Genomic DNA, 15,037 nt, shown 5'->3' on the forward strand with positions numbered 1-15,037 from the left:
AAAGCCGCCGAGCGCAGGCTCGGCGCTACTGCGTGCCGCTCTGCCGACCGGCCGGCACGATGCCATCGCTTGGTACCGGCGGCAGCTCGGGAACCGGCAGGCTGCGCAACTGCCCCGCCTGGTTCAGCTCCACCGCGTTGGCGCTGATGCTGGCGAGAACCGTGCAGGGCCCCAACCGCTGACCCGGCGCGTACGCTTCGGCAGGACGCCCATCCACCGAAAGCAGCGCCAGCGGTGCGTGGTCGCCGGCCAACACGCCCAGCACCACCACCTCGGTCTGCACTGCGCCGGGGGACAACAGGCGCACCAGCGGCAGGCTGGCCACTGCATCGAACATCGGCCGCACCGGCGCCTCGGCTTTCGCCTCGCTGGCCACGGCCGCCGGCGCCACCGCAGACAGGGTGACGCTCCAGTAGGCCACCACCGCCAGCAGCAGCGCCGCCGCCAGCAGGGCCAACATGCGATTGCGATCCCAGCGCCTGCCGTCCATGTTCCGCACCATCGCCACGTTCATGTCTGCCCACGCTAGCAGGTGCGGCTGACGCTTTTGTTTCATCATGCGGGCCTACGCTGGCAGGCATCGACCCGGACAGGAGGCAACGTCGATGCAGCGCGTGCCGCGTGGTTTCACCCTGCTGGAACTGATGGTGGTGCTGGTGATCATCGGTATCTGCACGGCGGGTATCGGGCTGGGCCTGGGCAGCCTGCTCGACCCGGGCCGGCAGCTGCGACAGGAAGCCGAACAGTTGGCGCAGCGCCTGCAGGTGGCGCGCGACGAGGCCCGGATCGATGGCCGCCCCCTGCGCTGGCAGGCCGACGCCGCCGGCTACCGCTTCAGCCGCCGCGAAGGCACCCGTTGGGTGGATGTGCAGCGCGACGACCTGCTGCGCCCACAACCATGGCAGCTGGCGGGCATCGCGGTGCAGCCGACCACGCCGATTGAACTGAGCCCCGAATGGATTGGCGTGGCGTGGGAGTTGACGCTGTCGTTGCAGGGCCGCCAGCTGCGTCTTCGTGATGATGGCAGCGGACAGTTGCAGGTCGTGCAGTGAAGCGGAACAGGCACGGGTTCACCCTGATCGAAGTGCTGATCGCATTGGCGATCGTTTCAATCGCACTGGCGGCGGTGATGCGTTCGGTGGCGGTGGCTACCGACGATCAATCGCGCCTGCGCGACCGTCGGCTGGCACTGATGTGCGCGCAGGACCGCTGGCAGGAGCTGCGCCTGGCTGGGCAGCCGCCGCAGGATGCACGGCAGCGCTGCGTGCAGGGGCGCAGCACGTTCCTGGTGCTGCAACATCTCGGCACCGGCAGCGACAGCCAGCCGCAACTGGAACTGAGCGTGGTGGCCGAAGATGCACCGCAGCAGTCCCTGGCGCGGATGCAGCTGCCATGGACCACCATGCAATGAAGCGGGTCGCGCGTGGCTTCACCCTGATCGAAGTGATGATCGCGATCACCATCATGGGTGTGCTGGCGCTGATCTGCTGGCGTGCGCTGGACAGCGTGGCCAGCAGCGACCAGCGCCTGCGCCGGGCCGATGCCGAAACCACGACGGCGCTGCGCATCCTGCAGCAGTTCCAGCGCGATATCGAGATGCGTGCCGACGACGCGCTGATGAATGGTGCAGTGCGTCCGGCCGATCAACCGCAGCGGCTGCTGCCTCCGTCCCTGGTAAGCGAACGGCACCCGGATGGCAGCTTCGCGCTGGAGATCACCCGCAGTGTCGGCAGTGATGGACTACGCTGGCAGCGGGTGCGCTGGTGGCGGCAGGGCAATACGCTGTGGCGGGCCAGTGGCGCGGCGACGGATCGATACCCCCTGCCCGCGCCTGAGCCGTCGAAAGGCATTGCGGTGGCCAGGGATGTGCAGCGGTTCGAGATACGCGCCTGGCAGCCGGGCGCGGGGTGGGCGCTGTTGCCGAGCGAAGGCGAGGTGCTGCCGGCCACCGGGCTGGAACTGCGGTTGGGCCTGCGCGATGGGCGTGGGCCGCTGAGCTACCGGCGGGTGCTGGAGCTTTAGGATTCCTCCCAGGCAAAGCATCCACGCATGGCGTGGATCTACTGCCGAGCGGCTTCTACTGCCCGGCCTGCTTTGGTGGGTGCCGACCTTGGTCGGCACTGATGCTGGCCCAGCCATCCACGCATGGCGTGGATCTACTGCCGAGCGGCTTCTACTGCCCGGCCTGCCCTGGTGGGTGCCGACCGTTGGTCGGCACTGATGCTGGCCCAGCCATCCACGCATGGCGTGGATCTACTGCCGAGCCTGCCGCCGGGTGCCATCCTGCGCCCGGCGGCGCCGTGTCGGTGGTCCTCACCGCCGATGGCCGCTCCCTGCCCTCCGTGCCGTCCTGGCTGGGGCCGCCACCATTCCCTGGCGGCTGGCCCGATGCCGTCCGTTCTTCCTGGTCAGTCCCATCCACGCATGGCGTGGATCTACTGCCGGCCGCGATCGTGCCGATCAGGGTCGGCACCTAGCGGCGCTGCGTGCCGTCGTCGCGGCTGGCCTGCGGGAACTGGAATGCGCTGTCGGCGTCGTAGCCGCTGTTGGCGGTAGTGCCACGGGCCGGCGGCGCTACGCTGCTGGTTCCGCTGCCGAAGCCCAGAATCTGCACGCTGATCACTGACGGCTGGTTGCGCCGTGCGTCGTCCTGGCTCTTGCGCATCACGTCCTGTGCCGCCTGGCTGGCGCTGTTGGCTGCCGCACTGGCCGCGGCCAGCGCATTGACGTTGACCGATGCCAGCACCGGCAGACCCTTGCTCTCGCCCTGCACCTGGATGTTGGCCGCGTTGAGCACCTGCAGCGCGGCCAGATTGATGTTGCCGGAGACGCGTATACCGGCCTCGCCCGCATCGATGGTGCCCAGCGGTGCGATCAGATCGACGTCGCCCGGCGGCACTTCGGCGATGGGGTTCAAGGTCGCGATGCCAGCACCGCTGGCCGGGGCCTGAGGCGACAGGATCACATTGCCCCAACCGTCATAGACGCGGCGCGGTGGCGTGTACAGCAGGGTCGTGCGCGAACCACGACCGGCATTGATGTCACCCTGCTCCGACCACGCCAGGATGTCGCCGCCGAACGTGGTCATCACCCGCGACAGGCCCAGCAGCACGCTGTCCTGGCCGAACAGCCGGATATCGCCCTGCCCTTGGGTCACCAGTCCGGCACTGGCCGGGGGCACCACGCCCTGCACACCGATCACGATCTGCCCACCCGGCGCCATCAGCTCGATGTTGCCACCCGCTTCGGTGCGCACGCCGGAGCCGCCGTACATCACGATGTCGCCGGTACGGTCGATCGTCGCGCCGGTCGCAGCCTTGTCTGGCATCAGCGTAGCGATGGCCTCTCGCCCACGCAGGTAGGAGCCGAAGCGGGGTCCTTCTGCATCGGTATATTCCCGTCCACCTTCGCGCAGCTCGGCGTAATAGATCTGGCGCAGGAAGATGTGCTGCTGTTCCTGCGGCAGCGCATCGAAGGCAGCCAGCGCCCCGTCGCCGTCGGCAGCCACGCCGAAGCGCTGCTGCAGCCACTGCTTCAGTTCCTGGTCGTAGACCTTGACTGCCTTGCCCGGCTGCGACGCAAGCGATTGCGCGGGATCGGCAAGGTTGACGGGGTCCAGATAGCGGGCACGCAGGGCCGCGAAATCGATCTGCTGGTTGCCGGCCGTCAGCGCGATGCTGGCGCCGGGACGGGTGTCGCCCTGCACGATGCCACCGAGGCTGACGATGCTGCCCGCATCCTCCTGGCGCAGCTGGCGGCCGGCACTGATCTCGGCGTTGCCGGGGCCGGCGATGGTCGCGTTCAGATGCACGATGTCGCGGCCCGCCGCTGCCACCGTGATATCGGTGGGCGCGGTGTTCAACGCGGTCATCGACACCCCGAGGATGTCCCGGCCTGCCCGCAGTTGCACGGCGCCGGCGGCCTCGAACCAGTTCAGCTGGGTGCGCTGCCCCACGTTGGGATCCAGCGTGCGCCGGGCGCCGGTGGCCAGACCGATGATGTCGCCCTGCACCGCGTAGAAACGGCTCGGCGCCAGGGCCGCAGACACGGAGGACAGCGGAGTATTCGGACCGAACGCAAACAGCGGAAGCGACGCGTCCGGCGATGCAATGTTGCCGTCGACCGACAGGTTGTGCCGCGAGCGGGTCACATTGCCGCCGGAATCCCCCAGCTGGGCCAGGAATGCGGGGTCGAAGGGTCCCGGCAGGCGCGCATCCGCGCCCGAGCGCGCGATCTGGGTCGCGCCACGTTGGGCGAAGATGCTGCCACCGGCCAGCACGTCCAACCGTCCCGTTGCCGAGGGTGCCAGCAGGATCACATCCTGCGTCCCCGGCGTGGCGCTGATCCGGTCCAGCTTGATGTCGCCCTGCGCAGCAATGGCGCTGAAGCGCGAAGGATAGAGCCAGTAATTCAGCAGATCATCACCACCACGCACATCAAGCTGGACCTGCTCGCGCCACAGATTGCTGCCGGTCACGTTATCCGGCCCGGCGAGGCCTGGCGCGAGGTCACCACCGGCACTGAACAGATCCACGGCCGTGCTGGCGGTCCACAGGGAAAACCACGTGCTGCCTGCAGCGCGCGCGCCATCATCCTGCAGCACCGCGCTGTAGTTGGCCAGCGGAACCCGGCCTGCATCGGCGACCCCGCCAAGCACCACATCGCCCCGTGCCTGTAGCTGCGCGACCGCATCGCCCAGCACCAGCACCGGTCCGCCCATTGCGCGGGCGGCGTCGGGCGCAAACAGGTCTGCCGCGCGCTGCTGACGCAGCGTCGCGTAGTTTTCCAGGGTGACGCCCATTGCACCGATGCGCCCGGCATCGAGCTTCAGGCTGCCACGCAGATTGCTGAAGGTACCGTTGAGGTCGAGATTCTGTCCCGCCCTGGAGGGATTGAGGCTGGAGATCGTCGCCTGCAGATTCGGATTCAGTGCGCCACCGATGCGCAACCGCAGGTCGCCGCCACCGGTCAGGTGCAGCTGGCCATTGCTGACGCGGCCGGTCGATCCCACCGCCGCGATGATCGCGCCCGAGCGTGGTGCGCTCAGCGAGCCCAGCGCGTCGCCCATCGGATCGCGGACGCCGGCATTGCGCCCGGCCTCAAGCGTCAGGTCGCCGCCACCCAAGGTGCCGAAGCCGGTGAAGCCGACCATCCGCGGAGAGGCGCCAGCGGCAGCGGACACGTTGGTGTAGGTACCAAAGTTCACCCACCAGCTGGTCGGCACCGGCTCCACGCCGGTGGTGCTGCCGGTTCCCTGCCGCCACAGCCAATTGCCGACCGCGGCACTGGAGTACAGCGCCCAGTCGCGCTCGCTGGTGCCCGACTCCGCGCGCGCGGTCCAGGCGTCGCCGACGATATCGCGCCCGGCTTCGACCCGCAGGTTGCCACCATGATCGGGATACCAGGCCTGGTAGCCTGCGATCGCTGCGTCATAGCTGCCCGGCACCAGGTTCGGCCCCAGCAGTGCGGTGTTCCAGGGAGCCGCTGCACGGGGCGAATTGAAGGCAGCGTCGTGGCCCCCACCCAGCGCGGTGGGAGTGCCGGCGGTGTAGACACCGAAGCCTGACTTCATCACGACGTCACCGGCAGCGAGCAGTTCCATGTCCCCCTTGCCGGTGCGCAGCACGCTCCACGCCGGCGTGCCCGCGCGCTTGCCGTAGGTGGTCACTTCGGTCTGCGTGCCGCCGCCGGCGCAGTAGGTGGGCGCGGTACTGCAGAACTCGTCTTCGGTCATGCCGAACATCGCGGCGAAGTCCTTCGCAGGGGTGCCCACGTAGGACTCGTCACCCCAGTAATCCAGCGAGCCCTGCGCGGCCACCTGGCGGGGTGCCGGGCCGCAGTAGTCGGCCGACATCGCGCAGAACTCATCTTCGGTGAAGCCGAACATGTCGGCCAGCTCTGCGATCGGGCGGCCCGCATAGGACGTGTCGCCGATCCAGTCCAGCGATGCCCGCTCGGTCAACGCACGATCACCCACCCAGATGATCTCGGTCTTGACCGTACCGATCGAGCCCTGGTGGGTATCGGCCAGCACCACGCTGCCTTCGCTGCCCCAGCGCCGGCTGCGTGGATCGGCCGCCCCGACATCGGCACCGGCAACCACGGTCAAGTCCCAGGAGGTGGTGCCCTCGGCCAGCATCGGCGCCAGCGCCCAGTTGCGCCCCTGGTTGCCGTTGGCATCGGCCGGCCGCAGATTCACTGGCGCGTCGCCGGGCAGTTCCACCTTGGTCAACGAAGGAATGTACGCGCCCACCTTGAGCGCGACTTCCCGTGCCAGGCGCAGCGCAACCGGCAACACCGCGCCGGCGGGCCACTCCTGTGCCGCCACCTGTACCGCACTGCGCAGGCGGAAGCCGGCTCCCAGCCGCGCACCTGCCGCCAGCACCAGCGGCTCCTGCAGCACGGTGCCCGCGGCCAGCGTCTGCCCGGAGTCGGTGGTCACTGCCGCACCCAGTACAGTACCCGCGGGCAGGCGCAGATTCTGCGAGATCACCATCGGCGCGGGCAGCACGGTACCAACCGGAAGCGTTACCGATTCGACCGGCACGTCGTAGTTCAGGCGGGTGCCGGCCTGGAACTCGGTGCCGGGCTGCAGCTTCACTCCGTCCACCGGCACCACCAGGCCGCTGCCGAAGGGGGTGTGCCCCGCGCTGCCATTGCGACCCTCATACAGCTGCCAGCCCCCCTCATCCGGCGTGGACGGCGGCGGTGCGAAGCCATCGTTGATGCTGCCGTAGACGTTGATGTTGCCTTCGGCCCGCAGCACCAGCGAGGCCGATTCGCCGAAGCCACGCCGCGATGGATCGGCGCGGTTGGCTTCGGGTCCGTAGCGGTAGCCGGACAGATCGATGTCGCCGGCAATGGTCAGGTCGCCGTCCGGGTTGGCGTCGCTGCGCCGCGCCACCACCTGCACGCCGGGACGAAGGCGGACGTCACCCAGCGCGCGCGTGCGCTGCTGCAGGTCCGGGTTGCCCAGCGCACCATCGATCCACGCCACGCTGTGCGGATCGACCACCTGGTCCAGCCACTGCTGGGTAACCAGCTGCGCGCGATTGCCGCGCACATCAGCGGTGCTGGCCAGGGGCGCATCGTCGTAGCGGCGGACACCATTGAGCTGGATGTCGGCCGCGCCATCGATGCGCAGGCCATTGGCCGCGGCAATCGCCGCGTCGTTGCTGCCCACCCGCGGCACATCGATCTTCAGCGAGCCCCGCGCCATGCCGTCGTTCTGTCCAGCGCCGTCGCCGACGGCCACGCCGCTGCCGGCACGCAGGTCCAGGTGCGCCGCGCTGCCCAGACCCACGGCGCCTTCGGCGCTGCCCAGCGTGATGGTGGCCCGGTTCGGACTGTCGATGATCTTGCCATGGCTGTCCACGCGCAGGCCGGTACCGTGCGCGTCCAGCGTGCCGTCCAGCTGCAACTGGTCGCGGGCGTACAGGCGGATGCTGCCGACCTGCTCGCCGCTGGCATCGATGCGGCCGGCCACGGTCAGGCTGCCCGCGTCGACACTGATGTCGACCCGGCGCGCCTTCACTTCGTCGCCGATCCGAAGATCGCCTTCACCGATCTGGAAGCTGCGGCCGCCGACGACACCGCCGGCGGTCAATCGCTGGTTGAGGCCGGCGAAGTCCTGCAGCTGGCGTGCCCGCACCACCAGTTCGCCACCGTCGTAGGGCACCAGCGTGCCGCCGGCATCGTAGCGGCCACTGGCGGCACCCTGCAGAACACCGGCCAGATCGGCTTGGCCGGCCACTGCGGTGACCGTCATGCGCCCGGCGCGGTTGTTGCGGGCAGAAACATCGATGCGGGAGGCAGCATCGGTGCGGATGTCACCCGTGTCGCTGGACAGCAGGACATCACCGCCCCAGCTGAACTTGTCCACGTCGTACAGCGGGACCTTGCGCCCGGCCAGGTCCAGCACCGCCCGGCCGCCAAGCGTGATGCCCTGGCGTGCGCTCGCCGACAGCCGTCCTGACGCCAGCGCGATCGTGCTGTCCAGCGTGATCCGGTTGGCGTCGATGCTCAGCTCACTGCCCAGTGCATCGCCGCCCGCCTTGCCGGTGCCCCCCTGCAGGCGGAACTCGCCGCCAGTGCGCACGCGCAGCTGCGCGGCGGGATCGGCGGTCAACAACGGGACATCGATGCCGAGGCTGCCTCCGCTGTACTGCCAGCCCTTGTCGGCCAGATAGTCGCCGCGCTGCTGGAACACGTCCAGCGTGCCCTGCGCGGAGAACGACAGCTGCTCCGAAGCACTCAGGCTCAGCGCACTGAATCCGAGCACCTGCCGGTTCGCAGGTACTTCAGAGCTGGGACGGCTGAATGGTGCCCGCCCGAGCTGCAGCTGGCGGGTGACGAGGTCCAGCTGCCCGGCGCCGAGCCGGTCCACCATCGGATCGGCCGGCGGCACCGACGCGTCGCTGCCCGGCGCCTGGCTCGCCGCCAATGCGCCGTCCCAGACCAGCGTGTCCACCAGGATGCGCGCACGGTCGGTCGCCGAGCCGTAGCCGCGGATGGCCTGCGCACCCAGCACAAGCGTCTGCAGGCCACTGCGGCCGGTGGCACTGTCGCGCGCGTCCAGGTCGACGCTGCCGAACACGTTGACAGACTCCCGCGCGACCAGGCTCAGCGTGTCCAGCGCCGGCGCGCCGGTGGCATCATTGCCGCGCAGCAGTTGCTGCAGCACGGACTGGTTCATGGTCATGCCACTGGGCAGTGCCCCTGACGCAGCGGCCTGTGCGATCGCTTCGGCACTGCCGAGGTTCAGCGCCGCCATGCTCAGGCCGAGCTGACGGGTGCCATAGCTGACCGAGTCGCGCATCTGCAGCGTGCCATCGGTCGCTACCGCGATGCTGCCATCGGAAACCAGCCGGGCCTGGCCGTCGCACGCCGCCTGGCACCCCCCGATGTCGATCGCCACCGGACCGGCCTCCACGCCCGTGGTGCCGGTGATCAGGTTCAGGCGCTGGTTGGACACCGCCAGCAGGCCGCCGGAGACCTGGTAAGGCAGCGTCGCGCTGGCACCCGCGTTGGCGGTTGCGAACGGCAGTGTATCGAGGGTCGCACCGGCCTCGACCAGCACGCCGCTGCCACCGGAGGCCGCTGCCACCAGCACTTCCGGTGCGTTCAGGGTGACGCCGGAACGGATCGCCACACTGCGCGCCTGGCCGGTCACCGCCACCTGCGAGGCCTCCTGGCTGAACTGCCCGCCGATGATCATCCGCGCAGGCAGGAAGGCATTGAGCGCGTCGTCGCTGAAGGTGGCGCCGCGATCACGGGCCTGCGATTGCGCGCTACCGTCAACGATCTCCAGTGAACCGACCGCCGGGCTCGCCAACGTGGCTGCCAGCGTGCCGCCGCGCCCATTGTCGGTGGCGGCGCCGAACCGCGCGGTGCCGGCGAAGCGGATGGCAGGCGTGTCTGCACGACCTGCACCTTCGCCCAGCGCTAGGGTCAACCCGAGCGCATCGATGGTCTGCCAGCCACGCGACTCGCCGCGGCGGTCGGCCACCGACTGCGCGAAGCTGTTGTAGGAGGTTTCGTTGTAGCCCGAGTGCCGGCGTACCACTGCGGCGGGCGTCAGCAGGATGTCGGTGAGCAACGGCGAGATTGCCGCGCCCAGCGCCGTGCGCTGCTGCCCGGACACACGCCAGGTGCCGGTGCCGGTCGCAATCGGTTGCACGATGCCAGAGGTGCCGGTAGCGCCCAGCTCCACCCGGAATGCACCGGGCTGCAGCGCATAGCTTGCCGGCATCAGCGTGTAGGTGCCGGCCGCCAGGCCGGGCACGCCAGCCGGCACGGTGATCTGCTGGCCCACCGCCGGAGCTGCGAATCCTTCCTCGCCGCTGGGGGCGAACGCCTCGGCGCGTCCCGGTACGATCGCGTACACCGGGTTGCCCGACGCACTGAACGCGTAGCGCGGATTGGCGTCGGCCAACGCCGTGCGCAGCACGTCGACGGAGCCGCCGCGCCCGGACACGAAGGCGGCACCGGTCAACTCACCACCGCCGGACATGTCCAGCAGTGCCCCCGACGCCACCTCGATCTCGTTGGCCTTCAGGGTCACCCCCATCGAGGAGATGCCGGCCGGCGCCAGCGAGCTCAGGCTGCGCGTGCCTACCCGCCAGTCGACACCATCGACGGTGCCACCATAGGGCAGCGACAGGCCGGCACCGCTGGTGGAGGTAACGCTGCCTGGCAGCAGTTCCACCCGGCTGCCGATGGTTCCGTTCTGGATCAGGCCGCCCAGCTGCAGCGTGCCCATCGGCGCCTGCACGTTGCCGCCCTGCTGCACCGTGGCGGCCACCAGGCGAAGCGTGCCCAGCGCCGATTCCGGCGCCGGCTGCGTGGCCGCACCTGTGCCGTGGATTCGCAGCACGGCAGCTGGATCGGCCCAGTAATCAGCGGTCTGCACGGTCTGCGCCGAAGCGCCGGCCACCAGTGTGCCGACCGCGCCTGTGGTGGGGTACAGGCGCGCAGCGGTGACGTCCATCGAACCGGCCGTCATCAACGCGCTGGTGTTGCCACTGCTGGCAATGCCGTTGGTCAGGCGCACGTCACTGCGGCTTTCCAGCGCCACGTGGTCGAACCCGGGCAGCCAGGTGACGTCGCGGATGTCGATCAGCGCGGCCTGCACCGCCAGCGCGTGATCGTCCGGCCCGGCCGAAGCGACCGCCGCAGTGCCCTGCAGGTTCTCGCCCGCCAGCTGGCCCCAGCGCGCCTGCGCCAGGCGGACGTAGGGCGCACTCAGCCGCAACGCCGACGACGGCCCGGCAGCCACGGCCATGCCCAGGCTCGAAGTGCCCTGGCCATGGATGCGCAGGCTCTGGGCCAGGCGCAGGTCGACATCGCCAACGGCGCGGATGTCACCGAACACGGACAGGTTGTCGAAGCCGCCCGCCTGCAGCTGCTCGACCGACAACGCGGCGTGGCCATACTCCAATGCGGCCGGCAGTGGCTGCACCGGTGCGCTGTGCTGGCTGAGGGTGATCGCACGTGCCCGCAGTACCTCCTCGCTGGCGCCACGTGCATGGATGCTGCCGCCGAAGGCCAGCCCAAGCGTGCCACCGCGTGCGCCGGCACCACCGGCGGCCGCGTCCATTCCGCCCTCCAGATACAGCGCATTGGCCGAGCGCAGCACGATCTGCCCGCCGTCGCTGTCCACGCGTACACGGCCTTGGCCGTCGATATCCAGCTCGGCCGACGCCCCCCGCGCCTGCAGGCGCGCGCCGCGTTCGACCACTACGAACGCTTCCGGTGGTCGGTTGTCGACGAATGCTGCGGTCTCCCAGTCCAGCGCCCCGCCGATCTCGATGCGTCCACCCGCGCGCACCTGCCCACGCAGACGGCCGCTGGGATCGGGCAACGAGATTGCGTCTGCATCGGCATCCAGCAGCGCGCCTTCGGCGAAACGCCAGGTGCGTTCGGTGCGCTGCCCGGCGTACAGCGCATTCTGCGGACGCACATCGTCGATCACGATACGGCCGCCCTTCGCAAGCAGTGTGCCTTCAACATCGATGTTGCCTGCACCCAGCAGCGAGATCGTCTGCCCTGGATCGACCGCCACCAGCGCATCCTTGCCGACCCGCAGGTCACCGCCCACGCTGTTGCGGTCCGAACGCAGGCTGATACTCGCACCGGCGCGCTGGCTGACGCGCCCGTTCGACGGATCGGCGCTGTACAGCGGCACATCCCACGCCGCCAGTGCGGACGCCCGATCGGTTGCCATCTGCGCGTCCTGGGTCAGGCGCAGGCCTGGCAGGGCAGCGACCAGCCGCGCGCCGTCGGCCACCGCCACGCCTCGGTGGCCGTTGATGTCGTACTGTGCGAAGCCACTGCCGAACAGGCCGGGATCCAGTCGCAGCGACGCGTCCGCCGGGTCCGCATCGCCCACTCGAACGCGGCCACCGGTTCCCAGCGAGAAGGCACCACTGCCCTGTCCTCGGCCACTGAACCGGCTCCCCTCGCCCAGTTGCACCCGGCCACTGCCGTCCGTCGTAACCGTGCTGCTGTTGGCCTGCAGGCTGACGCTGCCCCCTTTGCCGATGCGGCCCTTGCCGCGCAGGTCCAGCGCGGCGCCGGCCTCGACGTCCACCGTTGCCTCGGCGCCCACGACCACGTCATGACTGTTGCTCAGGCTCAGGCGGCCGCCATCCGTCCAGGCACCGCTGGCGTCGAGCGGCATCGCCAGTGACGCGTTGCTCCATTCACCGGAGAGATCGATCCGCGTGCCGCCGGCAATGGCGGTGCGGGCGCGGCCATCGTGCAGCAGCGCCGTCGGCCGCCCCTGGACATCCAGCAGGTTGCCCGCCGACAGCTGGCCGCCGGCAATGCCGATGTCGCCTGCCAGTTCCACCTCGCTGCCGGTCAGGTTGAGCTGTCCACCTGCCTGAAGCCGAAGGCTGCCGTCGATGCGGATGCGATCGGCGGTCGCCAGGTCGATCCGTCCCCACTGCTGGGCACTCAGCGCTGCGATATCCAACCACACCGTGTCACGCCGCTCCTCGTTGACCGGAGCCAGCAGCGACCACGCCGCCTTCGCCGGAGCCTTGTCATCCAGGCGCACATCCGAGCCGAACACACCACTGCGGCCCTGGCCGTCGTAGCGCCCCAGGTACAGCTGCGCATTGCGCGCCACTGCCGTCTGCGCCTGCGCATAGCCATCCAGCGCGGCCTCCGGCCTGCGGTTCTGCTGCGCGCCCTGGAAGGTGGTCGTCTCAACCTTCCCATCCAGCACTGCGGTCGGTGCGGAGACGATCAGCCGACCTGCATCGCGGCCGACGGTGTATCCGTTATCGACACGCTGCGCCGCGAATACGATCGGATCACGGAAGGTCTCAGTGATGCCCCAGCGCTCCTGCTTTACTTCATGGCCGCTGTACAGGCCATCGAACAGCATCTCCGCCGGCGCCTCATCAAGGCGGTAGACCTGGCCGTCGACGCCGCGCACCCAGCTCTGCCGGACCACGCCGCTCTGCACATCCAGGCTGCCGCCGGCAAGGTTGATGCGTGAGCCACCGTTCGTGATCACTTCCCTGCCGCCCAACAGGACGGTGCCTCCCTGCGCAGCCCACTCGCCGATCGAGTGCCCCTGGTTGTCGAGGTAGCCACCCACCTCCAGCAGGCCGCCTGCAGCGTACCAGCGCTCCCCCTCGTAGCCCCCGGTACCGGCCGGAACGTGGACCAGCCTGCGGCGATCGACCCAGACTTCACTGCTGGTCAGCTTGCCGCTGTCGCGGTTGTCCAGGGCATCGCGCAGTTCGTTGCCCTGCACCTTGACCTGGACATTGTTGCTTTCCATCGACACCTGCACGCCCACTGCGCCGGACACGTCCACGCGCGCGGCGTCGTCTACGTAGCTGCGGGCCACCGCATCGGCGATGATCTGGCCGCCCGTGGCAACCGTCAGCGAATCCCTGCTGAAATGGATGTTGCCACCCGAGACGATCTCCACCCGCGACTGGTCCCGGCGATCATTGTGCTGGGACAGATTGTCGAAGGTTGCCGAGCGCGCGCCAGCGCGGATCGCGTCCTGCTCTGCCGACTCCTTGATGAGGCTGTCGCGCTGCGTATCCAGCACCGTGGCCTTGCCATCGTCCTCGATCAGCACCGCCGTAGTGGCGCCATCGGCCAGCGTGACGCTGCTGCCGGCATCACTGGCCGAGGCCAGAAGATGCACGGTGCCGCGCTGTGCGAGCGTGGTGCTGGCCACGGCCACACCGGCCTGCTCGACGCTGCGCCCGGCCAGAGTCACGTCACCCTCAAGCGCGCGCAGCAGGCCGGTGTTGCGCACGCTGCCAGCCGTGCTGCCGGCGATGAAGCGCGGCGCGATCTCAGTGCCCCGGGTGGTGGAGCTGGTGTTGGTGGCCGTACCCACGCCGCGCCGGATCACGAAACTGTCTCCCGCAGCGAGCTGCACCTGGCCCTTGCGCGCCTCGATATGGCCAGCATTCTCCACTCTGTGCCCGGCCAGCAGCACGTAGCCACCGCCGCGCGTCGCACTGGTCGGCTCATGGGTCGCGATGCGGGCACCCTGCTCCACCATCACCTTGCCGAATGCATCGCTGAGCGTGCTGCTGCTGGCGTCGGGGCTGTACAGGCCATTGTCGCGGAACTGCGCATCGCTGATCCGTGCTGCAGCCGCCAGCAGATTGCGTACATTGACCTGGCTGTTGTTGCCGAACACCACGCCGTTGCGGTTGGCGACGAACACCGTGCCATTGGCCTTCAGCTGGCCCAGGATCTGGCTGGGACGCGCCTGCGGATCGTTGACGCGGTTCAGTACTGCCCAGTCAGGGTGCTGCAGGAAGTTCAGCGTTGTGTTGCCGCCGATGTTGAAGGTCTCCCAGTTCAGGATCGCCTTGTCCGCGGTCTGCTCGACCGTGACCTGCACCCGCCCGTCGCTGCCCTGCGACTGGATCGCCTCGCGCGCATTGAGCCAGCCACGGGTCAGCGGATTCTGGTCGACGCTCAGGCCGTCCTTGCCGAGGCCATCGGCAACGATGAAGCCAGCTTCGCGGCGCGCCTGCCGCGCCTGTTCCTGCAGGCGCTGCTGCAGGGCAATCGCCTGCGCCGCCGTGCCAAGATTGTCGATCGACTGCTGCAGCTTCTGCCGTGCTGCGTCCTGCTGCTGGGCCGGCAACTGGAACTGGATCGGCACGCCGTTGGGCATCCGGCCACTCTGTGCCGCGCTGCCCTGGGCCGCGCCTCGTTCGGCGAACCAGCCCGGACTGAACGCCTGCTGCGCTTGGCTGGCCGGGGCCACCATGCTCCCCAGTGCGACTGCGATGGCCCACGCCATCGGATGATTGCGGCGCATCGACGCGGCCGGACGAACAACGGACGGGAGCGGGTGCGACATCGGAACCTCATCAACCTGGTGGGCCGCGGCTGCGGCGACGATCGGGGAGGCACGCGCAACGCATGCCCTGCCACTGATAGACGGTTCACGTGGCACGAAACCGACAGCGAAACACTGCGGTGGCGGCACCGTCGCGGAAATGGCGACGCCGGCCCAGAGGCCGGCGTCGCGTCAAGCAGG

At 69.3% G+C, this 15,037-nt stretch carries 5 protein-coding genes; 3 read left to right on the plus strand and 2 right to left on the minus strand.

The genetic code is table 11. The features are described 5' to 3' along the window. Positions 1-25: 25 nt before the first annotated feature. Positions 26-502 (minus strand): general secretion pathway protein, encoded by a 477-nt coding sequence (locus tag ACEPA4_RS11165; RefSeq protein ID WP_176556922.1) that lies wholly within the window; start codon positions 500-502, stop codon positions 26-28. 103 nt (positions 503-605) lie between these two features. Here ACEPA4_RS11165 and gspH point away from each other — a divergent pair, with 103 nt between their 5' ends. The 3 genes from gspH to ACEPA4_RS11180 are packed head-to-tail and all read left to right on the plus strand — an operon-like array spanning position 606 to position 2,022. Continuing rightward, entirely contained in the window at positions 606-1,052 is a 447-nt protein-coding gene (gene gspH / locus ACEPA4_RS11170; RefSeq protein WP_065196397.1) for a type II secretion system minor pseudopilin GspH, read from the plus strand. Continuing rightward, the gene (gspI, locus tag ACEPA4_RS11175; protein WP_005416768.1) at positions 1,049-1,411 is read left to right on the plus strand and encodes a type II secretion system minor pseudopilin GspI; all 363 of its coding nucleotides are present in this window, start codon (positions 1,049-1,051) and stop codon (positions 1,409-1,411) included. Before gspH ends, gspI begins: the two co-directional genes overlap by 4 nt. After that, entirely contained in the window at positions 1,408-2,022 is a 615-nt protein-coding gene (locus ACEPA4_RS11180; protein WP_065185675.1) for a prepilin-type N-terminal cleavage/methylation domain-containing protein, read from the plus strand. Before gspI ends, ACEPA4_RS11180 begins: the two co-directional genes overlap by 4 nt. A gap of 451 nt (positions 2,023-2,473) precedes the next feature. Here ACEPA4_RS11180 and ACEPA4_RS11185 read toward each other — a convergent pair whose 3' ends face one another. Beyond that, positions 2,474-14,857, minus strand: coding sequence for a filamentous haemagglutinin family protein (locus ACEPA4_RS11185; RefSeq protein ID WP_262090744.1), 12,384 nt, complete (start codon positions 14,855-14,857; stop codon positions 2,474-2,476). Positions 14,858-15,037 lie beyond the last annotated feature (180 nt).

Origin of the sequence: Stenotrophomonas sp. P2112, from assembly GCF_041897515.1 — a bacterium.
Taxonomy (GTDB): Bacteria; Pseudomonadota; Gammaproteobacteria; order Xanthomonadales; family Xanthomonadaceae; genus Stenotrophomonas; species Stenotrophomonas sepilia.